The sequence below is a fragment of the Providencia heimbachae ATCC 35613 genome (genome assembly GCF_001655055.1).
Taxonomy (GTDB): domain Bacteria; phylum Pseudomonadota; class Gammaproteobacteria; order Enterobacterales; family Enterobacteriaceae; genus Providencia; species Providencia heimbachae.
Genome location: NZ_LXEW01000014.1, coordinates 20484 through 46799, shown reverse-complemented (window position 1 = coordinate 46799; position 26316 = coordinate 20484). Strand labels below are relative to the sequence as shown.

Here is a 26316-nt window from a genome sequence, read left to right as displayed (position 1 = left end):
TGATTAGCCTAAAAGTCTGCCTAATGAATTACTGGTGCTATTGAGTGAGCTCATCATTTTGTCGAGGTTTTGGAATTGACGACGGTGTTGCTCCATGGTGTTTTCGATTTGCTTATTGGTTTGTTCAATACGCTTATCGAGACTTTTCTTTTTCTTTTGGATACCGTCAGTGGCGTTATGCAGTGTGCCTTCTTTATTGTCTAAGGTATCTTTTAAAAAATTAAAGTTTTGTGTACCAAGACCTGTCTCTTTGCCGTCACCGGCAAAAAATACTTTCACACTGGAAGGGTTTTCTTTTAACGCCTTATCCAGCTTTTTATCTTCAATCTCTAATGTACCGTCTAGCTTTTGCTTGATACCCATTTTATTCAGTAGGTTTAACTCACCACTGTCTTGGGTTGTCCGAACTTGGGTACGCAACTGGCTTTGAATTGACCGTAAGGTGGAATCACCAATTAACGGGCCATTACTTTTATCTGGCGCAGTACCTTTTTCTGTTGGGGTATATTTGGTTAACTCGGTGGCAAGGGTTTGAAACTCATTGTAAGCATCTACCCACGCTTTGATTTTTGCTTTAGCCGGTTCAATATCTTCTGAGACGATTAAATGGTCAGCTTTACCATCTTCACTCTCTTTTTTTAACGTCAGCGTTAAACCGGGAAATAAATCTTTGGCCTCATTGGTTTGTGATTCTAACTGAAAACCATCGATTTCAAGCAAGGCGGTTTGTGGTGGAACTTTTTGTTCCATACCCGTGGTGTTGGCTAAGGTAACATTACCTTTATCATCCATCACGGAGTCAACATTGAGGATATCCGCGAGCTTGTCGTCACCTTCGACATTGATGCTAATGCGGTTTTCTGTGCCTTCTTTTTTAGAGGTAACCACCAAGTGATACACATTGTCTTTATCTTTAATCACCGAAGCAGAAACACCTTTATCGGTTTTATTGATGGCATCAGCAATTTCAATTAAAGAGGTGTGTTCGTTATCTAACTTGATAACAATCTTATCTTTATTTTCTTTCTGTGAAGGCTGTGTAATGGTAATGGTACGTTCTGCGGCACCGTTACCCAGTAATTCTTTATTGTCTTTTTGCCCTTTGGTGGCAATGGTTTGCGCTTTTGCTAGGCGCTCAACGGTTACATCATGGACACCGGCAACCGCTTTACCATCGGTTTTGACATCAAAGGCTTTATATTCACCAGTGACTTTAGTGGTGCTGATATCGCCGTATTTTTTTAAATCTTCGGCGGCTTTTTTCAGCTTTTCAAGGGATGACTGCATTTTACCAAAGGCGCTAATCTGCGCGTCGTAACTGGCTTTTTGTGCAGTTAATGGGTCAAGGCGACGTCTTTCCATCGCTTCAAGTTGATCCATTTGGACGTTTAAATCTAAGTTAGCCCCGATACCGAGTGTGGATATACCTGCCATGTATTACTCCTGAATATAACCTTGAAAATAAATTCTATTGCGATCTTTATCGGCGGGTGGGCTGAAAATCTTAGACTATTCTTAAAAATATGATGAGAGGAGAAGCGGAGGTAAACAGAGGTAATTATCTTTATTGGGAATAAATAATAATAAAATGAATAAAAATTGAAGCATTTATAAAAAATTAATTCGCTAAAAAGCTGATTGCAGCGCCGTTTTATTCTTTGCTAATAAAAATATTCATCAAAAAGCCTAAAGGGGTTTTTATTGCAGCCGATAATCTAGTTGCTGACGAAATTCATCAAGTTAAGCATTTTGGCTTAACGCATTAATTTGAATAATAAGGATCACATCATGGCTCAAGTCATTAATACTAACATTCTGTCTCTGACTACTCAGAACAACTTAAACCGTTCACAAGGCGTACTAGGTACTGCCATTGAGCGTTTGTCTTCTGGTTCACGTATCAACAGCGCAAAAGATGACGCTGCGGGCCAAGCAATCGCTAACCGTTTCACTGCAAACGTTAAAGGTTTAACTCAAGCGGCACGTAACGCTAACGACGGTATCTCTATCGCGCAAACAGCAGAAGGCGCGGTTAACGAAATCAACGATAACTTACAACGTATTCGTGAACTGACTGTTCAAGCACAAAGCGGTTCTAACTCTGAATCAGATACTAAATCTATCCAAGCTGAAGTTAAACAACGTATGGATGAGATTAATCGTATCTCTGAAGAAACTCAGTTTAACGGTGTTAAAGTGCTGAGCAAAGATACTTCTTTAGCGGTTCAAGTTGGTGCTAATGATGGCGAGAAAATCAATATTGGCTTGAAAAAAATTGATCGCGAAACTTTAGGTTTGAATGAATTTAATTTAACAACGCATTCAACTATCGGCGCTAAAGTAACTAAAATTACAGTAGATACTCCAAAGGTAGATAAAGTAGAAGAGGTTAAGGACGCCGGTGGCAATGTTACTACTCCTGGTGTTGAGGGCAAAGATGCTTTTAAAGGTGATGTAGAAATTAAAGCCGTTTCAGGCCAAACGGTTTACCAGCAAATGAAAGCAGATGGTTCTGTTGATGATGGTAAGTTTGTTGTAAAAACAGTTGCTGCAGATGGGACTACAACTTATAAAAATGGTGCTACAATTAAAGAGGACGGTACAGTAGAGGGTGGTACCGATATGCCGGCAAAAATAACTGACTTGCCTTTAGATGCATTAGACAAAGCATTAGCACAAGTTGATAGTTTCCGTTCAGATTTAGGTGCGATTCAAAACCGTTTCCAATCTACTATCAATAACCTGAACAACTCTGTTAACAACCTGAGTGCAGCACGTAGCCGTATCGAAGATGCTGACTTTGCAACAGAAGTTTCTAACATGAGCCGTGGTCAGATCCTGCAACAAGCGGGTACTGCTGTGTTAGCGCAAGCTAACCAAATTCCTAATGGTGTTATGAGCCTGTTACGTTAATTCGTATTGGATGATGATAGAAAAGGCCAGCTTGCTGGCCTTTTCTTTGCCCGTCATATTTTGCACTACAGGGGTGTTGCCTTCAGTCGGTCACCCGAATCACGTACCCTTGTACGCTCATCGGGATAACCTCCTTCGTCGCCTACCTGTAGCACAAACTATCTAGGGCGCGGTTAAGCATTTTGAAAAAATTAAAAACTAAAAGCTAAAAAATACTAAAATTATCTTTTATTAAAATAACTCCCGCTACATGTACCATCAGTAAATCCCACCATAAATTCATTTAAAACAACCGTTAACCTTGCAATCATTCAAATTTAACCTATTTAGGATAGGGTAAATAAAGCCATATTTGTGGCCTTACTCTACGGATTGAAATCATATCTAGCACAGATAATAACTACCTTTCGTAAAAGTTAATGGGTGATTCAGGTTGTGAGTGATTTGTATACTGCCGAAGGTGTCATTAATAAAAATAGCCTATGGGAGCGTTATTACCCTCTAATACGCCATGAAGCCCTAAAACTGCAAGTCAGATTGCCCGCGAGTGTCGATATCGACGACCTAATCCAAGCGGGTGGCATTGGTTTACTGCATGCATTGGAACGTTTCGATGTTACCCAAGGGGCTTCGTTCGCCACTTATGCGGTACAACGTATTCGCGGTTCGATGCTCGATGAACTGCGCAGCCGTGACTGGGCGCCACGTAGTGTGCGTCGCCAAGCCCGAGAAATGACCAAAGCGATAGGGGTTTTGGAACAATCCCTTGGTCGCAGCGCCAGCGAGCCGGAAATTGCCAAAGCACTGGATATTGAGCTTTCAGAGTATCGCCAAGCCTTGCTCGACACCAATAATAGTCAACTGTTTTCCTATGATGAGTGGCACGAAATTCATGGGGAAAGCTGTGAACCGTCCATGGATGAAGACGATGGCGGCAATCCGCTAAATTTGTTGATGGACTCAAGTTTGCGGGCGCAAGTGATGGGGGCGATAGAGCAGCTGCCCGATCGCGAGAAAATGGTGCTGATGCTATATTATCAGGAAGAGCTGAATCTGAAGGAGATAGGCGCGGTGCTGGATGTGGGGGAGTCGAGGGTGAGTCAGTTGCATAGTCAGGCTATTAAGCGTCTGCGCGGCCGCCTTAAATAGATGCTCGTCATACTTCGCATTGTGGGGGTGTCGACTGCGCTCGGCTACTTGGGTCACATACTTATGTATGCTTCCCAAGATATCCTCTCTGGTCTTCTACCCACAATACGAATTATTTAGAGCATCACATTGACGTAAAGGGTACAAAAATAAATTTGATGTGCGCCACAATGCCAATTATTTAGGTTATCTCCGTGATGGATTTTAATTTAACAACATCAAAACCATCAAAACCATCAAAACCATCACATTGGCGCAAGCAAGACAAAAACAAAAAGTATTTCTCTCTCACTCTTTCTTCCAATTGCATTAGCTGCTTCATCCTATGAATATCAAACCCCATCTGCGGATTTTGATAAATAGTTTTGGGCAGTGGTGTGCCATGCTCGGGGGGATTGAGTGAAGCCCAGCTTTAAATATTCAGTTAGATTGCTATCGGAGGCGAAAAATAAAATTTGGCATTCAGAGGGGAGTTCTTCAGCGGCCATGCGCATAAGCTGGCGGTCGATACCATGTTGACGATAGTTTGCGGCTATCGCTAATTCGGCGATATAACAACAAGAACTAAAATCGGTGATCGCTCGTACAAAACCAACCACCTGTGTTTCATCCCATGCACTAATCAATAAATCCGCATTGTTCAGCATATTCTCTAATTGAACCACATTATCGGTTTGTACTGTCGCATTTAACGGTGATTGCCGAATAAGCGTGACAAAATCGTCAACCGAAATCGCGTGATTAACATGATAAGTAAGACTATTAGCTATCGCATCCATAGAGCAGCCTCGATAAAAAAAGATACTTCTATAGGTTTAGCTCGAAATGATGAAATTTGCCTGTTTTTTGTTTAAGGTTGTGATTAATTAAGCGAAATAGTAATAAATAGATTTTATCCACCAACAAAAAATCCCCATGCCAATCGGACATGAGGATCAAAAGACAACAACGCGATATTAATTAAATATTGGCGGCTTCGGCGACTAATTTGGCGAGCTCATCCCAATTTTCACTGTCGATCAGTGAGTTTGGTACCATCCATGAGCCCCCACACACTAATACTGAGGGTAATGCGGTGTACTGTGCAATATTGTTCAGGCCAATACCGCCGGTTGGCATAAATTTCACCGGATAAACGGCGCTTAATGCTTTAAGCATTGCGGTACCGCCAGAGGCTTCGGCGGGGAAGAATTTTAATGTGGTGAGATTAAATTCAAGGGCTTGCTCAACCAAACTTGGGCTATTGACACCCGGAATGATGATCACATTTTTTTGTTGGCAATAAGTCACAATTTTTGGGTTGAAGCCCGGGCTGACAATAAAATCAACGCCTGCATCAATCGCTTGATCCACTTGTTGGGTGGTTAATACCGTACCCGCGGCAATCAAAAGATCCGGGTAAGCGGCACGCATGTTCTTAATTGCTTGTACCGCAGCCGGTGTACGAAAAGTCACTTCGGCGCAAGGTAAACCATTTTCCATCAACACCTTGGCTAATGGTGCTCCATGTGCGGCATCATTAATGGTGATCACAGGAACAACTTTGAGACGTTTAATTTTTTCTAAGAGTGTATTCATTATTTAACCTTTTTAATTTATACCCGTCATCTTTCAAATTACGGCCACTTTAATCAATGACAGGCATCGCTTCAGTTGGAATAATCGCTCCCCGGTGTTGGATGACGGTTCCAGCTAATAAATGACCCATTTTTGCGGCTTCGATAGGCGAGCCACCTACAATACGGCTTGCAAGATAACCCGCGCTAAATGAATCCCCTGCGGCGGTGGTATCAACAACATGATTAATTTTATTGGCAGGGACTTCGATTTTTTGTTGGTCGATAACCACAAAACAGGCATCAGCCCCGCGTTTTATTACAATCTCTTTGACGCCACATTGCTGTGCTCGAGCGATTGACTGTGCTTCTTGGGTATCGCCATACAGCAGTTGCTCATCATCAAAGGTTAGAAAGGCAATATCGGTTAGGTTCAATATTTGTTGATAAGCCAGTTTAGTCGCGTCTTTTGATGGCCAAAGCGCAGGGCGATAATTATTATCAAAGATAATTTTTGCGCCGTGTTGCTTGGCTTGCTGCAAAATAGCAAACAGCAATTGACGAGCAACATCAGGCAGAATGGCTAAACTGATACCACTTAAATAAATGAATTGCTGAGAATTAAGCAGTTGCTGTGTTTGCGCTTTGCTGTCTTCAGTGAGCCAAAATTTTGCCGCAGCATTATCTCGCCAATAGAAAAAACGACGCTCACCATCCGCAGAAGTTTCAATTAAGTACATGCCGGGCAAATGCTTATCAGAAATAAACACATTTTCTGTGTTGATGCCTTCTTGTTGCCAGCTCGATAGCATTTGTTGGCTGAATGGGTCTTGTCCCAATCCGGTAAGATAACGGGTGGTAACGCCTTGCGTTTTGGTTAAACGTGATAGATACAGTGCGGTATTCAGGGTATCGCCACCGAAGGTTTGCTTATACAGCTCCCCTGATTTTTGCAATTCGACCATGCATTCGCCGATAACGGCTATTTGCTGATGTGTGTCCATTATCATTACCTACCTATCTGTGACGAATCTAATGAAAACTATTAAAGCGTACTTTTCAGAGAAGTTCAATTAAAATGAAACGCCGTTTTAAAAATATTGAATCGTCGTTCTTGTTTTTGTGGGGAGGGACAATTATGCTATGACAAATGGCATAAAATAGATGTCGAAACTGTATAATAAAAATTGTTATAAATATGAGATAAACCAATGACAATGGATAAGACGAATCAAACGGATGCCGTATCTGCGGTGGTCAAAGTATTTAGTATTCTCAGTGCGCTTGGTGAGCAAAAGGAAATTGGTGTATCTGAACTATCCCAACGTTTATTTATGTCAAAAGCCACCACATTCCGTTTCCTGCAAACCATGAAGCAACTTGGTTATGTAGAACAAGAGGGGGAAGCGGATAAATATTCTTTAACCTTAAAATTATTCGAGCTGGGGGCTAAATCGTTAGAATATGTTGATTTAATTGAGCTAGCAGACAAACAGATGCGCCATATTGGGCAAATAACGCAAGAAGCCGTGCACCTTGGCGCTTTAGATGAAAATGCAATCATTTATATTCATAAAATAGACTCAAGTTATAATTTGCGTATGTATTCACGAGTTGGTCGACGTAACCCCTTATATTGCACGGCGATTGGCAAAATATTGTTGGCATGGCAAAGTGAAGATGCGATTCGCCATGCGCTAAAAGATGAATCATTCGATAAAAAAACCGATACCACATTATTAAATATTGACCAATTACGGGCGGAATTAGCCACGGTACGTGAATTACATTATGCACAGGATAGGGAAGAGCAGGAGTTAGGGTTACGCTGTATCGCAGTACCTGTTTATGATCGTTTAGGTCATGTTATTGCAGGGTTATCTATTTCATTTCCAACAATCCGCTTTGATGAGTTAAAGATTGATTATTATGTGGAATTGTTAAAAAACGCCGGCCGAATCATCTCTGAAAAGATGGGATATCATCATTATGACCAATAAGTTCGCGCTAAATAACTGTGAATATAACGATTACTCATCGGTTTATTAGTGGCCTATTGATCCAGTTGAATGAAAAAAGTGATTTTGTATAAAATGGTCACTATGGTAATTATAGCAATTCAATCAATTGATTTTATAATTAATGCTTTCTAATCTATTGAATAACAAATAAATTTAAAATTTAAAATAGATATTATGTGCTGATGGAGTAGTGGATACATATAATGTAACATTATGTGTCTATCCGGGATATCCATATGTTTAAGCAGGTTATTTTTCTCTTTTTTCTTAGTTTCTCTTCTTTCGGCTTTGCCATCGACTTGTCATTTAAAGAAAAGTCACCCATTGATCGTTTATATGATGAAAACTACCAAGGCATTAAAAAATTACAAACGGAACAAAAGTTTAAATTTGATCCAAAAAAGAAAATTGCCGAAAAGGATCGTAGCTACCAAGATTTATTGGCACAGCGAGATGCCGACGAAAAGTCTATTTTCAATCAGATACGCCCCTGTGATATTAACCCAACAGGGGCAGGGTGCCCGAATTCAACCGCATGGATGAATGATCCTAAGAAGCTTCAATCCATGCTACAGCAAAAATACCAGAATGAATGAAGCTATATCGGATTAAACGATCTAAAAGGCGCTCAATTGAGCGCCTTTTTAGCGACTAATAGGTGGCTATTAACTAAACAGACTCAGGGAAGGTGAGTGTAGAACCCGGTGCTTCTCGGCTTAAATGAATGAAATTCATGTGCTTTTCATATTGGTCAAGAATATCACTGATTACCTGCTCTTTAGTGTAATCCATTAAGTCATTCCCTTGCGTTCCTTCCCATAAGAAAGTTTCTAAACGGAAGTAGTGGGATTTTCCAGAACGAGCACGGTAGGTAAAACCCGGAACAGAGTAACGTTGAGGCCAAATTTGATAGATAAAATTTTGTTCCTCAGCGAGATCAACTGTGAGTTCTAAGTGGTCTAATCGCTCATCAGCAATGGCAGGTAACCTATTGAACTCAACGTTTGCACCTCTGAGACTCAACTCATTAGCCACCTCTTTCATGGCAGGGATACACACTAAATCGAGCATTCGCTGCGTGTAAGTTGTGCCGGGAAAGTTCATTACGCGGCCTAATCGTTGCTTCCAATTTAATGTACCGTTGCCATACAGTGGCGCAGGTGCAGTGATATTGAGCGAGCTAACGCGTCTAAAATCCTCTACTTTCAGCGATTTATATAAGCCTGCCATAATAAAGAAAATCACAAAGCTAAAAGGTAACCCCATGATCACCGTGGTATTTTGCAGCGCAGCAACCCCATCGGTCATCAACATGCCTAAAGTGAGCAAACCAATGGCAACAGACCAAAAAATACGTAACCAATTTGGTGCATCGCTATTGATATCACTGAGTTGAGAGGTGAAATTTCCGAGGACGAGAGAACCGGAATCCGCGGAAGTGACATAAAACAGAAGCCCAGTAATAGTGGCTATCGAGGCGGTGAAACCAAAACCGGGATAGAGCGCAAGTAATGAATAAAAGCCTTTTTCAGGGGCTTCAAGCACGGTTTTCGCTAATTCACTATTACCATGAATGATCTCATATAACGCGCTATTACCAAAAATAGAGAGCCATAATAAAGTGAAAACAAAAGGAATAATTAAGGTACCGATAACGAATTGGCGAATGGTGCGGCCACGAGATATTCTAGCAAGGAATAGGCCGACGAATGGTGACCATGCGACCCACCAAGCCCAGAAAAATAGCGTCCAACTGTTCATCCAATCGGTAGGTCTATCGAAGGCAAAGCTATTAAGTGTCATGCCCATAAAGCGGTTAACGTAGTCGCCGACATTGAGTACCAAAGCGTTGAGTAAAAACTCGGTATCCCCGACAAATAAGATAAATAAAATTAAGCCAAATGCGAGTAATACATTGAGTTCAGATAAAATGCGGATCCCTTTATTAACCCCCGATGTGGCTGAAATTACAGCCATGACCACCGAAAGAAAAATTAATCCGCCTTGTACCGTTAGCCCTTGTGGCAAATCGAATAATACTTTTAAGCCGTAATTTAATTGAACAACACCAATCCCTAATGTCGTGGCAATACCAAAAATGGTGCCTAATACGGCAGCGATATCGACGGCATGACCGATAGGGCCATAAATACGTTGGCCGAAAATGGGATATAAAGCCGAGCGGATTGTTAATGGAAGATTATAGCGATAACTAAAATAACCCAGCGCAATCCCCATCAATGCATACATAGACCAGCCCGTCAGGCCATAGTGGAACAGTGTCCACACCATCGCCTGACGAGCTGCTTCTAGTGTTTCTCCTTCACCTGTTGGCGGTAACATATATTGTGTTACCGGTTCTGCAACAGAGAAAAACATCAGGTCGATACCAATTCCTGCGGCAAATAGCATCGCTGACCAGCTCAACATACTAAATTCGGGTTTGGATTGTTCGGGACCCAGTTTGATATTACCGAAGCGGGAAGTTGCTATGAAAATGACAAAAACGATGTACAAAGTTGCGGCTAATAAATAGTACCAGCCAAATGTTTTTGATACCCAACCAAGGGCGGCAACAATCCATTGATTTGCTGTTTCGGTCATTAAGATTGTAAAAAAAGAGAATGCCAGAATAAGGCCGGCAGAGGTGAAAAAAACCACAGAATTAAGTTTATCCTTCTGCTGATTTTTTGGACTGTTTTGATTTTTCATCGTCAGATCCGTAATTTTATATTTAGGGAGTTAAAAGTTGTATCCTTTACTAACTATTTGATATTTAGTAAAGATTCAAAATTTCACAATTATCTTCCTTGGTTATTTGTAAATTAATTGTAATAAAATATAGTTAATATTGATTGAATGTTCAATCAAAAAATCGTCTAATGATTAGGGTCAATGTATTTTTTAGGTCTTAGATAATGCCGAAAATAGGAATGCAGTCGATACGTAAACAGCAGTTAATTCAGGCCACTTTAGCGGTAATTAATGAAGTGGGAATGCAAGATGCGAGCTTCGTGCTTATCGCTCGAAAAGCAGGGGTTTCAACCGGAATAATTAGCCATTATTTCCGTGATAAAAATGGGTTATTGGAAGCAACCATGCGCCATATCCAATATCAATTAGGTTTTGCAGTGGCTATCCGTTTACGAATGTTAACGGGCGCTGAACCTAAATTGCGCATTCAAGCGATAGTTGAGGGGAACTTCGATTCATCGCAGATCAGTGAAGCGGCGATGAAAACATGGCTGGCTTTTTGGGCAAGTAGCATGCATCAACCAAATTTAAATCGTTTACAGCAGGTCAATGACCGACGGCTTTACTCTAATCTGAGTTATGAGTTTGGTCGCATACTGAATAAACAACAAGCGCGTCGCGCAGCCAAAGGGTTAGCGGCATTGATTGATGGGTTATGGTTACGTAGCGCATTGAGTAATGAAGCTTTTCCCGTTGTTGATGCGTTAAGTATCACTAACGAGTATATCGATATGCAACTTAATCGTGCAGGTAAAAAACAGACTTAAGCACACAAGAATTTGAGGGAGATACGATGCAAAGCTTACCTATTATACATAAGCTATACATTCATGGTGGTTATGTGGACAGTTCACAACCCGAGTGTGGGCAGTTCGAAGCAATAAATCCAGCCAATGGTAACGTGATAGCGAATTTACAGTCGGCAAGCTATGAAGATATTGATTGGGCAGTAGAAAGTGCGAAGCAAGGGCAAAAAATTTGGGCGGCGATGACTGCAATGGCGCGTTCGCGTATTTTGCGTCGTGCGGTTGATATCTTGCGCGAACGTAATGATGAACTGGCACATCTCGAAACCTTGGATACGGGAAAACCGCTTTCAGAAACGCGTTTTGTCGATATTGTGACGGGGGCGGATGTACTTGAATACTATGCAGGTTTAATCCCCGCCCTTGAAGGGCAACAAATTCCATTACGTGACAGTGCATTTGCCTATACACGACGCGAACCCCTTGGTGTGGTGGCGGGTATTGGTGCTTGGAACTATCCCATTCAAATCGCGTTGTGGAAATCTGCGCCTGCGCTTGCCGCAGGAAACGCAATGATCTTTAAGCCGAGTGAAGTCACTTCATTGACAGCGTTAAAACTAGCAGAAATTTATACTGAAGCCGGTTTACCCGCAGGTGTATTTAATGTTGTAACCGGTAGCGGTAGTGAGGTTGGTCAATGGCTAACAGAACATCCGGGTATTGCCAAGATTTCATTTACTGGAGGGATAACGACCGGTAAGAAAGTGATGGCAAATGCCTCATCCTCAAGCCTTAAAGAGGTCACCATGGAACTGGGCGGCAAATCTCCATTGATTATCTTTGATGATGCGGATTTAGATAAAGCCGCCGATATTGCCATGATGGCAAATTTTTATAGCTCAGGGCAAGTGTGTACCAATGGGACGCGTGTTTTTGTTCCAGAGGCGCTAAAAGCACAATTTGAAGCCAAAATTACAGAACGAGTAGCACGTATAAAAATCGGTTCACCACTGGATGAAGCGACCAATTTTGGTCCATTAGTTAGCTTTGCGCATATGGAAAATGTTTTGCGCTATATCAACCTTGGTAAACAGCAAGGTGCTCGGTTGTTATGTGGTGGGGAGCGTTTGGTTACAGGTGACTTTGCCAATGGGGCTTATGTTGCGCCCACTGTTTTCACTGACTGCACTGACAACATGCAAATTGCGCAAGAAGAAATTTTTGGTCCAGTGATGAGTATTTTATCTTATCACACCGAAGAAGAAGTGATTGAGCGTGCAAATAATAGCGTTTATGGCTTAGCCGCAGGCTTAGTCACTAATGATCTTACCCGTGCTCATCGTGTTATTCATCAGCTTCAAGCCGGTATTTGTTGGATTAATACTTGGGGGGAATCGCCTGCTGAAATGCCCGTTGGTGGATATAAACATTCAGGGGTTGGCCGTGAAAATGGCTTGGTGACTCTGCAAAATTATACACAAATCAAATCGATACAAGTAGAGTTGGGTGAGTTTGCATCCGTTTTTTGATGTTTATTTTTTAATTTGACTGAAACAGAGGAGATAACAATGGTCTATGACTACATTATTATCGGTGCTGGTTCAGCCGGTAACGTTCTTGCGACCCGCTTGACAGAAGATTCAGATGTTACTGTGCTGCTCCTAGAAGCAGGAGGGCCTGATTATAGGCTCGACTTTCGCACACAAATGCCAGCGGCATTAGCTTATCCACTACAAGGCCGTCGTTATAATTGGGCTTATGAAACAGACCCCGAGCCATACATGAACAATCGGCGTATGGAATGTGGCCGAGGTAAAGGGCTTGGTGGCTCTTCGTTGATTAATGGCATGTGTTACATTCGTGGAAATGCGATGGACTTTGATGGCTGGGCTAAGGCACCCGGCCTTGAAGATTGGCGCTATCAAGATTGTTTGCCTTATTTTCGTAAGGCGGAAACCCGCGATATTGGCGCTAATGACTATCATGGTGATAGTGGGCCTGTCAGTGTCACAACACCAAAGCAGGGAAATAATATCTTATTTCACGCGATGATTGCCGCTGGTGTGCAAGCCGGATATCCACAAACTGATGATCTTAATGGCTATCAACAGGAAGGCTTTGGCCCTATGGATAGAACCGTTACAGCGAAAGGCCGCCGTGCGAGTACCGCTAGGGGTTATCTTGACCAAGCAAAAATGCGGAAAAACTTGACGATTGTGACCCATGCAACTACTGATATTATACTGTTTAAAGGTAAAAAAGCGGTAGGTGTAAAATATTATCAGGGGGAAAGTACAACCCCGACTGAGGTTAATGCCCGTAAAGAGGTTCTATTGTGTGCAGGAGCCATTGCATCACCTCAAATTTTGCAGCGCTCAGGCGTCGGTCCCGAGGATGTTCTAAATGAATTTAATATTCCGCCAGTTCATGTTTTAGCGGGTGTAGGGCAAAACCTGCAAGATCACCTTGAAATGTATTTACAATATGAATGTAAGCAACCCGTTTCCTTATATCCGGCATTGAAATGGTATAACCAGCCAATGATTGGTGCTCAATGGTTATTTAATGGCACTGGCGTCGGGGCGAGTAACCAATTCGAAGCGGGTGGGTTTATTCGAACCAGTGATAAATTTGCTTGGCCGAATATTCAATTTCATTTTTTACCTGTTGCGATTAACTACAATGGCAGTAATGCCGTGAATATGCATGGATTCCAAGCACACGTAGGATCTATGCGCTCCCCAAGCCGTGGGCGTGTAAGGCTTACATCCCGAGACCCAAGACAACACCCAAGTATCTTGTTTAACTATATGTCGAGCGAGCAAGATTGGGAGGAGTTTCGTGCGGCTATTCGCATTACGCGAGAAATCATGGCACAGCCAGCTCTTGACCCTTATCGAGGTGAGGAAATCAGCCCCGGCAAACAAGTCAGCACAGATGAAGAGTTAGATGCATTTGTGCGTGATCGCGCTGAAACAGCATTTCATCCTTGCGGTACTTGTAAAATGGGCAGTGATGAAATGGCGGTGGTTGATGGTGCTGGACGCGTATACGGTCTTGAAAATCTAAGGGTGATTGATGCATCAATCATGCCATTGATTATTACCGGAAATTTGAATGCGACTACGATCATGATAGCGGAAAAGATCGCTGATAAAATTCGTCATCGCGCACCTTTGGCACCTAGCCAAGCCCCTTACTATATTGCTAATAACGAAATCGCTAAAGACGCTCTTACCTGAAAAAAGGTTAAAACAGGCAGTTAGTCAATATGGATAGAGGAAGCATTGGCTTCCTTTATCCATTTGATATTTTTACTTTTCTGAATATTCCTTGAAGGCGCTGATCGTTTCAGCCGCATACATCGCGGATGGTCCACCGCCCATAAATACGGCAACGCCGAGGGCTTCAGATAACTCTTGTTCTGTCACGCCTAAATCGACTAATGCTTTGGTATGAAAGCCAATGCAGCCATCACAGCGATTAGCAACGGCGATCCCAATTGCAATCAGTTCTTTGGTTTTTTTATCGAGTGCGCCATCTTTTGTTCCCGCGGCAACAAGTCCTGAAAACTGCCCCATTACATCAGGAATATTTTTACTTAAATGCGATAAATTTTCGGAAATATTACGAGTGACATCTTTAAACTTAGCCATGAATCATCCCTTACATTTTTATGTTATATGAAATCATTATACTTTTTAATATAATATATAAATGTTATTTATCAAGGTCTATAGTTAACAATATTAATAATTGGAGCTAATTTCTTTAAATTTACCTAAAGACTGCCTATTTGACTTTTCATTTAGGTCATTATCGAAAGTTATGACATTTAACACTTTTTATTTTTTTAGATAAAAAAAACCCTCCGAAATGATGAGGAGGGAAAATAAATATAAAGCGAGTCTACTTATATATCATTAAATTATAGTTAACCATAGCCGACCAGCGAGTGAAAATTGTAAACTCGTAAAGAGGGTAAGGTGGATGATTCATATTTATTTATATTTCATACAGATATGGTTTGTTGTTTACTTATCGAACAGAATTTAACAGCCATTGCAAATAATTATCTTCCACTTGGCTTGGATCAAGCCGAATCAGTTCTGGTGTTTCATAAGGGTGAATATCTTTAATTGCTTTAAATAGAGCCAATTGATTTTCTTGAGTTGTTTTGATCAGCAATAAGATTTCTTTATCTTGTGTAATATTTCCTTTCCAAAGATATAGCGATATTATTTCCGGTAATAATGAAACACAAGCGGCTAGTCTATTGTTAAGTAAATGTTGCGAAATTTTAATTGCACTTTCTTGGCTATTTGTCGTACATAAAATAATACAAGGCTGCTGAGAAATTGAACTGTATGTGTCATTGTGGGTCATTGTTATTTCCTCAATCATTTTAATTTTATTCAGAATAGGTTCATTATTAATTTTAGATTAAATAAAACTGAAATGTATAAAAGATAAAGTGGGGGGATTGATATAAGATTAATTATTACTTTTCGCTATTATCATGTTAAGTAACAAATATGATTACTATACCGCCGATATATAAAAAAAAGTTGTTTGCAGGCTAATTCTTGCTCAATGGTTGCTTGCTTTTCATTCTGTTAGGTTGATTTTTAGTCTGAATTGGGTTTTGGTGTTAATAATATATATTCAAGTCATTTAATTGATTTTTTTATATTGAATATTGTTAATTCGATTCAGCTTACAGTTTTGAGGATGAAGATATAACTGTATTGTTTTTTTTTGTATATTAGTGACATGTGACGAAATATTTTATGTTTTAACTGCTTATTCATTTTTTACCCAGTAAGTGGGTAAATGATTATTCTAATTGCTATATTTATTCTTATTCTCTGATTAGAATAAATTGGTACTTTTATAGACAATGCAAATTAAAAGCGTTGATGATAAGAGGTTAATTACATTTCGTTACAAAATGAGCCACTTTTTATCTAAAATAAAGTAACTCACTGATAACGATCAAGGTTTATAGATGATGATTTGTTAACATGAAGATAAATAACAGAATATATAACTGTGTTTTCTCTGTAATTCCATCTTAAAACTTGTATGGATACCCTTATGAATAAATTGACGCCGTTAAAACCTATTCCGACCCTAATCGCTGTAGCCATCGCTTTAATTATTTGGTTCATTATTCCTGTACCAGAGGGTGTAAATCCTAATGCTTGGCACCTTTTGGCTTTATTTGTTGGTACAATCGCCGCAATAATTGGTAAAGCATTACCTATTGGTGGTGTTTCTATCGTGGCAATCTCCCTTGTTGCTGTCACTGGAGTGACTAACCCTGAATCGACAAAGGGAGCAATAGCAGACGCGCTAAGTGGTTTTTCGAATGACTTAATTTGGCTAATTGGTATTTCAATCATGGTTTCCATGAGTTTGAATAAAACAGGGTTAGGGGCTCGAATTGGATATTACGTCATTTCATTATTTGGTAAAAAAACATTAGGGATTGCTTACTCTTTAGCAATTGCTGAGACAATACTAGCGCCAGTAACGCCGAGTAATACCGCCCGAGGTGGGGGAATTATTCACCCAATCATGCGTTCTATCTCAGACAGTTTTGGTTCCAAAGCAGAAGATGGAACGGCGGGAAAAATAGGGCGTTATCTTTCTTTAGTAAACTATAATATTAATCCTATTACATCGGCGATGTTTATTACGGCGACTGCGCCTAACCCATTAATCGTCAGTTTAATTATTAGTGAGACTAGCCAAAATAATGAACTAACATGGGGCATGTGGGCAATTGCTGCATTTGTTCCGGCGATCGTGTCATTAATTTGTATGCCACTGGTCATTTATTTGATGTATAAGCCTGAAATTACATCCACACCAGATGCGCCTAATTTTGCAAAAGAACGCTTACAGCAATTAGGTCCAGTTTCTTTACCTGAAAAAATCACGCTTGCTGTATTTGGTTTATTGTTAATTATGTGGGCAGGTATTCCAGCAATGTTATTTGGGCCTGCGTTTAGCATTAATGCAACCACCGCTGCATTTATCGGGCTGAGTGTTTTATTAGCAACAGGTGTTATTAATTGGGATGACGTGCTTAAAAATAAAGGTGCTTGGGATACCGTAGTTTGGTTCTCCGCTCTGGTGATGATGGCAAGCTTCCTTGGTAAATTAGGTCTAATTAAGTGGATGTCACTAACCGTAGGCAGCTCTATTGATAGTATGGGGATTAGTTGGGTGTGGGGCATGCTAATACTGGTGCTAATTTATGTCTATTCTCACTATTTCTTTGCGAGTACGACGGCTCACATTACCGCAATGTTTGCCGCATTCTTCGCTGCGGGGTTAGCACTTGGCGCACCACCGATGTTGTTAGGTTTAACCCTTGCTTTCTCATCTTCATTAATGATGTCTTTGACGCATTACGGAACAGGAACCGCACCGATTATTTTTGGTTCAGGTTACGCAACGTTGGGTGAGTGGTGGAAAACGGGTTTCGTAATGAGTGTGGTGAACTTAACCATTTGGTTCTTTATCGGTAGCGTTTGGTGGAAGTTCTTAGGTTATTGGTAACAGATAAACCATTAAATTAAAGCAATAAAAAAGCTGGCTCTTTAGTATCGTTCCAGCTTTTTTTATACTTAAAGGTAAGTTAATCAATAAGCAAATAAAGTTATTATGATGCAGATAGCAAGAGACATCAGCATTATTTTTGACCAGCTTATGGTTTCAGTTGATTTCATAGCGTATTGCCATAACAGGCTTATTTCATCAGCATGAGCATATTTTCGAGCTTTTATTGATTGCTTAACCTTTCTGATTATATCTATATCTGTATGTAATTTATTATCCATGATATTGATATTTCCCCATTGTTTGAAATGAAAAACAACCCCGATGACTGACTGTTTGACTGAAGTGTTTTTCTGTTATGTCATGATTATCTCAGAATCAAAAATAAGAAAAATTGATGGGTTTATAAGTCAATTTCCTCATTTTTTGCACAATGGAGGAGGTGATAAAAAAAAGGTCAATAAATAAGGAAGATAAAAGCTAAAAAATCGCCTTTAAGAGGAAGTTTTTTTGATTAATGGTCCTATTTATTAAGGATATTATTGATTGATGTTTTTATTTTAATTAACTTGCCGAAAAGCCAAAATATGATTGGCTTGTCAAAAAAAGGCAGTATGATAAAAACTATTAAGCAGTGAAAACGTTTAGAGGTAAAAATGCATTCACAACGAAAAGCAGAGTTATTCTTAGTGCTGACAACCATGATTGCAGCATGGGGATGGGTCTTTTCTCGCGAAGCAGTGCAAGGTATGCCGATATTCGGCTTTCTTGGTAGCCGTTTTTTATTAGCGGCAATTATTTTACTCCCTTTTTGTCGTGGTAAATCGAATAAAATAAAATTAAAGCAGTTGCCTAAAATTCTCATGACTGGCGGGTGGATGGCGCTAAACCTTGTTTTGTGGATCTATGCGGTGGCAACGACGGATTCATTAGGGGAAGGGGCCTTTATTATGAGCCTCGCGATGCTATTTGTGCCACTTGTTGCATGGGTGATCCTTAAAAACAGGCCAAGTCGCTATTTCTGGGAAGCTTTGCCCGTAGCAATATTAGGGCTGGCTTGCTTAACTCTTTTCAAAGCTCAATTAGAGTTTAAAGCCAGTCAATTATGGTTCCTCGGTGCCGCAATTGTTCAAGCAATCTATTTTTGTTATACCAGCTTATATGCCCGCAGTGTCCCTATTTTGCCCTTAACGACAATACAATTAGCCTGTACTGGCGTTGTCGGCTTGGTGCTGTCGTTATTTTTGGAGCAATGGCCTTCAAGTTTAGCGCTATCTACGGTTATTTGGTTTATTGCGAGTGTTGTGATTGCCACCAGTTTACGCTTTGTTTTACAACTACTCGGACAGAAAAATACAACGGCAGCCAATGCGGCAATTATAATGATATTAGAGCCTGTGATGACAGTCTTTGTAGCCGCTATTTGGTATCATGAAAGGATGCCTTTTATCCAAGTAGTGGGTTGTATTCTTATTTTGTTGGCGTTGTTTTATTATCGTTGGCGATCCTTTAACTCATCAAGATAAGTGTTAATCATAAAAATAAGTTAATGACGGCAGATTTTTTATATCAAAGGCGCTATTATTAAATACAAGATATTGGTGGTAGGGATATTAATCTTAATATGAAGTTCTTATTTCGTTTATTGGGATTAATCGTGTCTGTAAACAGAAAAATAATAGGTTTGAAATGAAAAAGATCGCATTAATTTTAGCTATGACGGGTGCTATGGCAGTATTATCGGCTTGTTCCGATGAAAAAGCTGAAATTGCAGAATACAAAGAAAATTTTGTGAACACCTGCGTAGTGGCTTCTGGAAATCCTGAAGGCGAAACAGCGAATGCTGTTAAAGCAATTTGTGGTTGTGCTTACGATAAAACGATTGAAAAATATGGTTTGAAAGAATTCAAACGTATGGATGCAGAATTAGAAAAATCAGGCGCAGCAGCAGAGCCTGAATTCGAAAAATCAATGATTGAATTTGTTCAGCAGTGCTCAACAAGTTCACGTTAATACTTATCAACTAAGATAGTTTAATGGCTGAATTGATCAAAAACCGCAGCTTTAATAAGGCTGCGGTTTTTATTTTTTACTTAAACATATTTTTAAACTGATGGGGGGCACTGCGTAAATATTGTGGGGCAACTTCAATTTGTTCATTCAATACTGTCGCTGCACGCCATGGCCAACGTGGTTCAAATAATATGCCTCGACCAATTGCCACAAAATCAGCTTGGTGCGTTGCAATAATCGCTTCTGCTTGAAGAGGGTCAGTAATTAAACCTACGGCAATAACGGGCATCATGGTGTTCTCATGAATAGCTTGAGCAAGGGGAACTTGATAATTAGGACTTAATGGTATTTGTTGTTTGTCTGAAAGCCCTCCAGACGAAATATGGATATAGTCACAACCGAGTTCTTCGAGTGATTCGGTAAGTTCGATAGATTCAGGAACATCCCAACCATTTTCTACCCAGTCAGTTGCTGAAATACGTACGCCAATCGCAATATTGGGATCTATCGCCTCTCTTATTTCATGAAAAACATCCAGCAGTAAGCGGCTACGGTTAACAAAACTACCGCCGTATTCATCTTGCCGTTTATTTGATATTGGTGATAAGAATTCATGCAGTAAATAACCATGGGCCGCATGAATTTCAATGACATCAAATCCTGCTTTTTCTGCTCGTTTCGCAGCATCAATAAAGTGTTGTTTTACTTCTAGTACCTCACTAATGCTAAGTTCACGAGGCGGGTGGTTATGCCCAAAAGCGAGAGATGATGAAGAGACCGTTTGCCAACCATTTTTTTCTGCCGCGCTTAGGCTTTTGCCACCATGCCAAGGTAGGTCAGTAGACGCTTTTCTGCCCGCATGCGCAATTTGAATACCTAGACGTGCATCTGAAAATTGTCTGATATCCGTCAGCATTTGTTTGATGGCTTCCATCTGTGCATCATTCCATATACCAAGGTCTTGATAGGTAATGCGGCCAATAGGGGTGATAGCACTGGCTTCAACAATCACAAGTGCTGCGCCGGATAGCGCAAGGTTCATATAGTGGGCATGATGCCAAGCGGTAGGCATACCATCGACTGCTGAATATTGGCACATAGGGGGAACAATAATTCTATTTTTTAGTGAAACTTGACCAATTGATGCGGGGGAAAAGAGGTGGCTCATTGGTGTATTCCTTATCTATGCTCATCGGTTATTTTCGCTTTGCGCCTACAAGCAACTCGAATTATTTTGGGTATATACCAACCACATTTAAAATTATAGCGTTGTTGATTACGCTCATTAGCTTAGCCGTAACTCAAATCATGATGGGTATAAGTTTGAATGATTCCTACATTATACAAATACCGATGAATTTTTTTTGTGAGAAGGTGTGGTATTGACAGTTTTAGCTGATTTTTTTGCTGGTGATGAGACAAAAAAGCAAGTCGTTATGTATAAATTTGAGAAAAACAGTAAAAAGTATAAATTTCTGTACTCTCACTTATTATGAACACGTATTTATATAAAAAATAATAGAAAAACTAAAATAGTTGTACAATTAATAATAATTAGAGACTGATAATCTGTATGTTAGCAATTAAAACATTAATTACCAAATTGAAATGGTGTTAATAAATATCAATGGTTTTAATGGTTCTAATAGAGTTTTAATCTATTTTTTTATTCTAAAGTATGATTTTTATAATTGTAAATGGCATGTTAAGGCAGCAAAAAAATAAATTTCATCTTGCATGTGGGTAGATAGATTTATATAAGCAATATGTAGATATTCAATGAGCTTAAATAAATATTGAAGTGATAATTAACGCTCAATGATATTCGTATGCAATTTTTGATAGAAATTCATTCACCTGAAAAAATATAATTCTAAGAAGGAAATAAATGTGTTAACGATTATTGGTATTTTAATCATACTTTCAATTGTGACTTTATTAATGATGGGTAAAGTTAGCCCTATTATTGCAATGTCCTGCATTCCATTTATTGGTGCTTTATTAGCCGGTTATTCTATACCTGAAATCTCCGTCTTTTTTGAAAGTGGCATAAATAAAGTTTCAAAAGTGGCAGCCATGTTCCTGTTTGCCATTCTATTCTTCAGCCTGATGAAAGATTTACATATCTTCGATCCGCTAATTCGTTTAATGGTTAAGATGACGCGAGGAAATGTCATTATTGTTTGTATTATGACCACATTAATTGCAGGCGTTGTGCATTTAGATGGCTCTGGTGCGGCAACATTCTTAATCATTATTCCTGCTCTGTTACCTTTGTATCGCCAACTGGGAATGAGTCCATATTTAATGCTATTACTCATGTGCACCAGCATGGGGATCATGAATATGGTGCCATGGGGCGGGCCACTAGGTAGAGCTTCTGCGGTAACAGGTATTGATGCTTCAGTGCTTTGGCAGGGGCTTATTCCAGTGCAGCTTATCGGTATGCTGGGTGCTGTCGCTTTTGCCACTATTATGGGGGTTAGGGAAAAACGCCGTATTGCAGCCGCTGCGCTGAAAGGCACAACACCATATCAAATGGATTCTTTATTGCCTTTCAGTGATGAAAACGCGGAAATAAATGATGTTATTCATAAACCGAAAAAACCATTAATTAATGGTGGATTAATAATTGCTTCCGTTATTTGCTTAGCATTTGGTCTACTCTCAGCACCGTATGTGTTTATGATTGCACTATCAATCGCATTGTTGGTTAATTATCCTAATCCAAAAGATCAAATGAAAGTGTTATCACTACATGCACCGCAAGCATTGGGAATGGTCGCGATAATATTAGCCGCGGGGGCATTTCTGGGTATTTTATCTGATGGTGGAATGCTGCAATCGATCGCCACAGATTTAACCGCGATATTGCCAACGGAGTGGGTATCCAAAATTCATATTTTCGTCGGTATACTCGGCGTACCAATGGATATCTTTACCAGTACCGATGCTTATTACTTTGCTCTACTGCCAATTATTCAGCAAATAGCGGCAACCGCAGGTGTTGATCCATCCGCAGTGGTGTATGCAATGGCAATAGGTAATAATGCGGGAACATTTGTCAGCCCGTTTTCTCCAGCTGCATGGTTAGCGATGGGGCTTGCAGGGATCGATATGGGTAAACATTTACGTTATTCGTTTGGATGGATTTGGGTGTTTAGTTTCTTTACGCTGGCAGTCGGCGGGGCTCTCGGCCTTTATTAATCTCCTCGTTTTTGCTCGTCGTCTTTCAAACCGCAGCGTTGTTGGCTGCGGTCATTCATTCTAGTCACATACTTATGTATGTTCCCAGAAATGAACTCCCTTGCCGCCTAGCTGCTGCTTGAAATCCTTAGAGCAAATTTTCGGGAATTAAAAAAATAAAAAATAAAAAATAAAAAATAAAAATAGAAACTGAAATCAAAACTACAATGGAAAGGGCGGCGGCTAAGATATAATGGAAGAAAAAACGAAGTAGTTGCTAAGTTGAACATTAAATATCAGACAGTTACTATTTTGATGATTGGATAAGTATGGGATTATTCATGGAATATATCCTCATAAGGACTTTCATGCGTCGGCCATTATCATCATATCATCCGTTACTGTATTGGTTGAGAGTAAGGCAAAAGCGTTTTGTTCGCTGGTTGTATTGGACATTTTCAACCAGACAATATGCAAAAAATATCAAAAGTGAACGGTTGACGCATCGCTATAATAAACATACCTCAAAGCTTATTCGTAAACTCGGTGATTCCGACCTTAGATTACAGCACAATAAAGTGATTAACCTACGTATTGCAACAGCAGCGATGAGCGGTATTGTTATTGCACCGGGAGAGTATTTTTCATTTTGTCTTTTGGTCGGAAAACCAAGCGAAAAACGTGGTTTTGTGGAAGGAATGGAATTATCGTTTGGTGAAGCCCGTTCAGGTATTGGTGGGGGAATTTGTCAGCTAAGTAACTTAATTCATTGGATGATTTTACACTCACCATTACAAGTCATTGAGCGTGCAAACCACAGTTTTGACCCATTCCCTGATGAAGGGCGAGTACTGCCATTCGGTTCTGGGGCGGCTATCTTTTATAATTATATTGATCTGGTCTTTTACAACCCAACGCAAACTATATTCCAATTGGTATTCAATATTGCCGAGCACCAGCTCGAAGGTGAATTATTGTGCTCTTCACCGCGTGAGGAAAAATATCATATTTACCAGCAAAACCATAAATTTACACGACAAAATGGTGCTATTTATCGTCATAATGAAATTTGGCAAAAAGTGACGACCAAAGGGCAGGAACCTATTACACTACAAGATAAGTGCTTGTATCGTAATAAAGTCATTGTAAAATACTTGGTAAATGAAAGCCAAATTAGCGCTGAGTAAAATGCTTGTTGATATCAAATTAGGAATAGATTGATAGCCTTTTACTTGACTATTCGACTAGAATTTTCATTAATTTAATGATTTCTTGCTATTTTTCTTAAGAAAGACATAACCATGAGGCCGTTACTCGGAATAGATATGTAATACCGCACTTGATTTCTCAATATTTATCCTCGTCATACTTCAAGTTACCGCGCTGTTGACTGTGCTTATTGACTTGTCGCCTACCTACAACTCGAATTATTTTGAGGATAAGAACGCAATTCTGGCAAAAGAATTGTTGTTATTTCTATTTTTTTAGAGAAAGCATGATGAATATGCAATCAAGAAAGTACGGTAGAACGTATCACTATCCGTTCTCACCCGGCACGACCAGCGATGATCGTATTAATAGCGACTGGTGGTCCCACATCCAAAATATTGAACAACTTGTTCATACTGAAAAACTCGATGGTGAAAATAATTGCTTGAACCGGCATGGTGTCTTTGCTCGCTCTCATGGCGCGCCGACACAATCCGCGTGGAGTCAGCAAATTCGCCAACGTTGGCAGTTAATTAAAGATGATCTCGGTGACATTGAGTTATTTGGTGAAAATTTGTACGCCATTCATTCAATTGAATATCAACATATTGAAGATTACTTCTATGTGTTTGCGGTGAGGCAAGGTGAACATTGGCTCAGTTGGGACGAAGTGAAATTTTATGCATCACTGTTTGATTTTCCAACGGTTCCACAATTGGATATTTCAATCGACAAACACTTAACAGAGCAAGAATATTCTCGATCATTAATTGCTGCGGCATCGTTAGATAGCCAATTTATTGCCAGAGATACCCATACGGGAAATCCTTGCAGCATGGAAGGTATTGTTACTCGCGATAGCCAAGGTTTTCATGTGGATGATTTTATGAAACATATTTTTAAATATGTACGTAAAAATCATGTAAAAACAGATATTCATTGGAAGCGTCATTGGCAGCGTGCAAAATTGGCCTTTGAATGCCAAGGCGGTAACCCATGATTTGGCAATTGACGGATAAGCGTGAATGGTCGCAGTTAGAAGCACAATTTACATTTGTGCGAGATATGCAAGCGGTTCCCCAAGATAGCCAACATCACGGGGAAGGTAATGTGGCTATTCACACGCAAATGGTATTGGCCGCTTTAGAAAGTTTATCTGAATATCAGCAACTTTCTTCATTACAGAAAAATATCGTTTGGACGGCTGCATTATTGCATGATGTAGAAAAGCGTAGCACGACAAAGGAAGAGGATGGGCGGATCCGCTCTCCAGGACATGCCAAAAAAGGGGAATTATCGGTCAGAAATATTCTCTTTCGCGAACGGGAGACGCCTTTTGTTATTCGTGAGCAAATTGCTGCATTAGTGCGCTTTCACGGGTTGCCATTATGGGTAATGGAAAAACCCGATCCCGAACGGGCGCTATTTGCCGCCTCTTTACGCGTTGATATGTCTTTATTGTGCATGTTAGCGAAAGCAGATGCGATTGGCCGAACTTGTGATGATAAAGCGGATTTACTGGCGCGTATCGAGTTATTTGAGCTTTTTTGCCGTGAACAAGGTTGTTGGCATCAACCGAAAAATTTTGCTTCATTAGCAGGGCGTTTTCATTATTTTCATTATCAACGGGGAACCCCTGATTATGCGCCTTTTGAAGAACAGGGGAGCGAAGTCATTATGTTGTGTGGCTTACCCGGAATGGGGAAAGATCACTTCATTCAACAGTTTTATTCCCAGACTGAAATTGTCTGCCTTGATGAGATCAGGCGCACGCATAAAATCAATCCGGCGGATAGAAATGCGCAGGGGTGGGTTGCTCAGCAAGCTAAAGAACACGCAAAAATTTTGCTGCGTTCGAAAAAAGATTTTATTTGGAATGCCACATCGTTAAGTGCTTCATTACGCGAAACGATGATTAGCCTGTTTGCGCGTTATCAAGCCAAAGTACATTTGATTTATTTAGAGGTACCGTTCAAGCAATGGGAACAGCAGAATCGTCAGCGTGAACATGCGGTGCCGGATAATGTAATGGCGCGAATGGCAACCAAACTTGAATTACCAACACCAGACGAGGCTCATCAGGTTTCCTATTTCATCAATGGCAACTTTGTCACTTTATGGGATGAGATTTGATTAACGTAGCCGCGTACCTGCGGCTTAAATGACGTTGGTTATATAATAATTAGCCTCTTTATTTCA

24 protein-coding genes are annotated in these 26316 nt (G+C 40.1%); 14 read left to right on the top strand and 10 right to left on the bottom strand.

Annotated elements, in window-relative coordinates:
* Positions 1–3: 3 nt before the first annotated feature.
* Positions 4–1434 (bottom strand): flagellar filament capping protein FliD, encoded by a 1431-nt coding sequence (gene fliD / locus M998_RS03715; RefSeq protein ID WP_068907627.1) that lies wholly within the window; start codon positions 1432–1434, stop codon positions 4–6.
* Between the two features lie 354 nt (positions 1435–1788).
* Between fliD and M998_RS03710 the strand changes: the two genes are divergently transcribed.
* Together M998_RS03710 and M998_RS03705 are read left to right on the top strand one after the other, a co-directional pair.
* On the top strand, positions 1789–2913 hold the full coding sequence (locus M998_RS03710) for a FliC/FljB family flagellin (protein WP_068907625.1): 1125 nt from the start codon (positions 1789–1791) through the stop codon (positions 2911–2913).
* A 435-nt stretch (positions 2914–3348) separates the two neighbouring features.
* Positions 3349–4062 (top strand): RNA polymerase sigma factor FliA, encoded by a 714-nt coding sequence (locus M998_RS03705; protein WP_082787579.1) that lies wholly within the window; start codon positions 3349–3351, stop codon positions 4060–4062.
* A gap of 181 nt (positions 4063–4243) precedes the next feature.
* Here M998_RS03705 and M998_RS19900 read toward each other — a convergent pair whose 3' ends face one another.
* The 4 genes from M998_RS19900 to kdgK form a co-directional block, all read right to left on the bottom strand.
* Entirely contained in the window at positions 4244–4372 is a 129-nt protein-coding gene (locus M998_RS19900; protein WP_269459833.1) for a hypothetical protein, read from the bottom strand.
* 22 nt (positions 4373–4394) lie between these two features.
* Positions 4395–4841, bottom strand: a complete 447-nt coding sequence (locus M998_RS03700; RefSeq protein ID WP_068907623.1) for a GNAT family N-acetyltransferase — start codon at positions 4839–4841, stop codon at positions 4395–4397.
* 181 nt (positions 4842–5022) lie between these two features.
* A complete protein-coding gene (locus M998_RS03695; protein ID WP_068907621.1) occupies positions 5023–5640 on the bottom strand; it encodes a bifunctional 4-hydroxy-2-oxoglutarate aldolase/2-dehydro-3-deoxy-phosphogluconate aldolase in 618 nt (205 codons plus the stop codon).
* A gap of 49 nt (positions 5641–5689) precedes the next feature.
* The gene (gene kdgK / locus M998_RS03690) at positions 5690–6622 is read right to left on the bottom strand and encodes a 2-dehydro-3-deoxygluconokinase (RefSeq protein WP_068907619.1); all 933 of its coding nucleotides are present in this window, start codon (positions 6620–6622) and stop codon (positions 5690–5692) included.
* A gap of 213 nt (positions 6623–6835) precedes the next feature.
* On the opposite strand from kdgK, the gene kdgR reads away from it, so the two are divergent.
* A complete protein-coding gene (gene kdgR / locus M998_RS03685) occupies positions 6836–7618 on the top strand; it encodes a DNA-binding transcriptional regulator KdgR (protein ID WP_068446443.1) in 783 nt (260 codons plus the stop codon).
* 257 nt (positions 7619–7875) lie between these two features.
* Entirely contained in the window at positions 7876–8235 is a 360-nt protein-coding gene (locus tag M998_RS03680; protein ID WP_068907618.1) for a hypothetical protein, read from the top strand.
* A 73-nt stretch (positions 8236–8308) separates the two neighbouring features.
* Here M998_RS03680 and M998_RS03675 read toward each other — a convergent pair whose 3' ends face one another.
* The gene (locus tag M998_RS03675; protein ID WP_068907616.1) at positions 8309–10351 is read right to left on the bottom strand and encodes a choline transporter; all 2043 of its coding nucleotides are present in this window, start codon (positions 10349–10351) and stop codon (positions 8309–8311) included.
* Positions 10352–10557: 206 nt separating this feature from the next.
* Between M998_RS03675 and betI the strand changes: the two genes are divergently transcribed.
* The 3 genes from betI to betA are packed head-to-tail and all read left to right on the top strand — an operon-like array spanning position 10558 to position 14381.
* Entirely contained in the window at positions 10558–11160 is a 603-nt protein-coding gene (gene betI / locus M998_RS03670; protein WP_068442727.1) for a transcriptional regulator BetI, read from the top strand.
* Between the two features lie 26 nt (positions 11161–11186).
* Positions 11187–12668, top strand: coding sequence for a betaine-aldehyde dehydrogenase (betB, locus tag M998_RS03665; protein WP_068907614.1), 1482 nt, complete (start codon positions 11187–11189; stop codon positions 12666–12668).
* A 39-nt stretch (positions 12669–12707) separates the two neighbouring features.
* A complete protein-coding gene (gene betA / locus M998_RS03660; protein ID WP_068907612.1) occupies positions 12708–14381 on the top strand; it encodes a choline dehydrogenase in 1674 nt (557 codons plus the stop codon).
* A 72-nt stretch (positions 14382–14453) separates the two neighbouring features.
* Here the strand turns inward: betA and M998_RS03655 are convergent, their stop codons facing one another.
* The gene (locus tag M998_RS03655; RefSeq protein ID WP_068442737.1) at positions 14454–14795 is read right to left on the bottom strand and encodes a carboxymuconolactone decarboxylase family protein; all 342 of its coding nucleotides are present in this window, start codon (positions 14793–14795) and stop codon (positions 14454–14456) included.
* A gap of 382 nt (positions 14796–15177) precedes the next feature.
* Entirely contained in the window at positions 15178–15525 is a 348-nt protein-coding gene (gene cutA, locus M998_RS03650) for a divalent-cation tolerance protein CutA (RefSeq protein ID WP_068907610.1), read from the bottom strand.
* A 711-nt stretch (positions 15526–16236) separates the two neighbouring features.
* Between cutA and M998_RS03645 the strand changes: the two genes are divergently transcribed.
* Positions 16237–17709, top strand: coding sequence for a DASS family sodium-coupled anion symporter (locus tag M998_RS03645; RefSeq protein WP_068442742.1), 1473 nt, complete (start codon positions 16237–16239; stop codon positions 17707–17709).
* A gap of 83 nt (positions 17710–17792) precedes the next feature.
* On the opposite strand, the gene M998_RS20030 is transcribed toward M998_RS03645, so the two are convergent.
* Entirely contained in the window at positions 17793–17990 is a 198-nt protein-coding gene (locus M998_RS20030) for a hypothetical protein (RefSeq protein ID WP_068442746.1), read from the bottom strand.
* A 375-nt stretch (positions 17991–18365) separates the two neighbouring features.
* Between M998_RS20030 and M998_RS03635 the strand changes: the two genes are divergently transcribed.
* Both M998_RS03635 and M998_RS03630 read left to right on the top strand, forming a co-directional pair.
* Positions 18366–19235 (top strand): DMT family transporter, encoded by an 870-nt coding sequence (locus M998_RS03635; RefSeq protein WP_068907608.1) that lies wholly within the window; start codon positions 18366–18368, stop codon positions 19233–19235.
* Positions 19236–19398: 163 nt separating this feature from the next.
* On the top strand, positions 19399–19722 hold the full coding sequence (locus tag M998_RS03630; RefSeq protein WP_068442751.1) for a hypothetical protein: 324 nt from the start codon (positions 19399–19401) through the stop codon (positions 19720–19722).
* Positions 19723–19798: 76 nt separating this feature from the next.
* Here M998_RS03630 and M998_RS03625 read toward each other — a convergent pair whose 3' ends face one another.
* Complete coding sequence (locus tag M998_RS03625) at positions 19799–20890, bottom strand: NADH:flavin oxidoreductase/NADH oxidase (RefSeq protein WP_068907607.1); 1092 nt, start codon at positions 20888–20890, stop codon at positions 19799–19801.
* A 722-nt stretch (positions 20891–21612) separates the two neighbouring features.
* Here M998_RS03625 and M998_RS03620 point away from each other — a divergent pair.
* From M998_RS03620 to M998_RS03605, 4 genes are all read left to right on the top strand, one after another.
* Positions 21613–22929, top strand: coding sequence for a CitMHS family transporter (locus tag M998_RS03620; protein WP_068907605.1), 1317 nt, complete (start codon positions 21613–21615; stop codon positions 22927–22929).
* Between the two features lie 347 nt (positions 22930–23276).
* A complete protein-coding gene (locus tag M998_RS03615) occupies positions 23277–24095 on the top strand; it encodes a VanW family protein (RefSeq protein WP_068907603.1) in 819 nt (272 codons plus the stop codon).
* Positions 24096–24406: 311 nt separating this feature from the next.
* Positions 24407–25117, top strand: coding sequence for an RNA ligase family protein (locus tag M998_RS03610; RefSeq protein WP_068446444.1), 711 nt, complete (start codon positions 24407–24409; stop codon positions 25115–25117).
* Positions 25114–26250: an AAA family ATPase gene (locus M998_RS03605; RefSeq protein WP_068442763.1), complete on the top strand. Its 1137-nt coding sequence runs from the start codon at positions 25114–25116 to the stop codon at positions 26248–26250. The genes M998_RS03610 and M998_RS03605 overlap by 4 nt, the downstream gene beginning before the upstream one ends.
* The last annotated feature ends 66 nt before the right edge of the window (positions 26251–26316 follow it).

What these genes read in the sequence shown, in the direction of transcription:
- fliD (WP_068907627.1), bottom strand. Translation starts at nt 1,434, where the DNA reads ATGGCAGGTATATCCACACTCGGTATCGGGGCTAACTTAGATTTAAAC.
- M998_RS03710 (WP_068907625.1), top strand. Translation starts at nt 1,789, where the DNA reads ATGGCTCAAGTCATTAATACTAACATTCTGTCTCTGACTACTCAGAAC.
- M998_RS19900 (WP_269459833.1), bottom strand. Translation starts at nt 4,372, where the DNA reads ATGCAATTGGAAGAAAGAGTGAGAGAGAAATACTTTTTGTTTTTGTCT.
- M998_RS03700 (WP_068907623.1), bottom strand. Translation starts at nt 4,841, where the DNA reads ATGGATGCGATAGCTAATAGTCTTACTTATCATGTTAATCACGCGATT.
- M998_RS03695 (WP_068907621.1), bottom strand. Translation starts at nt 5,640, where the DNA reads ATGAATACACTCTTAGAAAAAATTAAACGTCTCAAAGTTGTTCCTGTG.
- kdgK (WP_068907619.1), bottom strand. Translation starts at nt 6,622, where the DNA reads ATGGACACACATCAGCAAATAGCCGTTATCGGCGAATGCATGGTCGAA.
- kdgR (WP_068446443.1), top strand. Translation starts at nt 6,836, where the DNA reads ATGGATAAGACGAATCAAACGGATGCCGTATCTGCGGTGGTCAAAGTA.
- M998_RS03680 (WP_068907618.1), top strand. Translation starts at nt 7,876, where the DNA reads ATGTTTAAGCAGGTTATTTTTCTCTTTTTTCTTAGTTTCTCTTCTTTC.
- M998_RS03675 (WP_068907616.1), bottom strand. Translation starts at nt 10,351, where the DNA reads ATGAAAAATCAAAACAGTCCAAAAAATCAGCAGAAGGATAAACTTAAT.
- betI (WP_068442727.1), top strand. Translation starts at nt 10,558, where the DNA reads ATGCCGAAAATAGGAATGCAGTCGATACGTAAACAGCAGTTAATTCAG.
- betB (WP_068907614.1), top strand. Translation starts at nt 11,187, where the DNA reads ATGCAAAGCTTACCTATTATACATAAGCTATACATTCATGGTGGTTAT.
- betA (WP_068907612.1), top strand. Translation starts at nt 12,708, where the DNA reads ATGGTCTATGACTACATTATTATCGGTGCTGGTTCAGCCGGTAACGTT.
- M998_RS03655 (WP_068442737.1), bottom strand. Translation starts at nt 14,795, where the DNA reads ATGGCTAAGTTTAAAGATGTCACTCGTAATATTTCCGAAAATTTATCG.
- cutA (WP_068907610.1), bottom strand. Translation starts at nt 15,525, where the DNA reads ATGACCCACAATGACACATACAGTTCAATTTCTCAGCAGCCTTGTATT.
- M998_RS03645 (WP_068442742.1), top strand. Translation starts at nt 16,237, where the DNA reads ATGAATAAATTGACGCCGTTAAAACCTATTCCGACCCTAATCGCTGTA.
- M998_RS20030 (WP_068442746.1), bottom strand. Translation starts at nt 17,990, where the DNA reads ATGGATAATAAATTACATACAGATATAGATATAATCAGAAAGGTTAAG.
- M998_RS03635 (WP_068907608.1), top strand. Translation starts at nt 18,366, where the DNA reads ATGCATTCACAACGAAAAGCAGAGTTATTCTTAGTGCTGACAACCATG.
- M998_RS03630 (WP_068442751.1), top strand. Translation starts at nt 19,399, where the DNA reads ATGAAAAAGATCGCATTAATTTTAGCTATGACGGGTGCTATGGCAGTA.
- M998_RS03625 (WP_068907607.1), bottom strand. Translation starts at nt 20,890, where the DNA reads ATGAGCCACCTCTTTTCCCCCGCATCAATTGGTCAAGTTTCACTAAAA.
- M998_RS03615 (WP_068907603.1), top strand. Translation starts at nt 23,277, where the DNA reads ATGCGTCGGCCATTATCATCATATCATCCGTTACTGTATTGGTTGAGA.
- M998_RS03610 (WP_068446444.1), top strand. Translation starts at nt 24,407, where the DNA reads ATGAATATGCAATCAAGAAAGTACGGTAGAACGTATCACTATCCGTTC.
- M998_RS03605 (WP_068442763.1), top strand. Translation starts at nt 25,114, where the DNA reads ATGATTTGGCAATTGACGGATAAGCGTGAATGGTCGCAGTTAGAAGCA.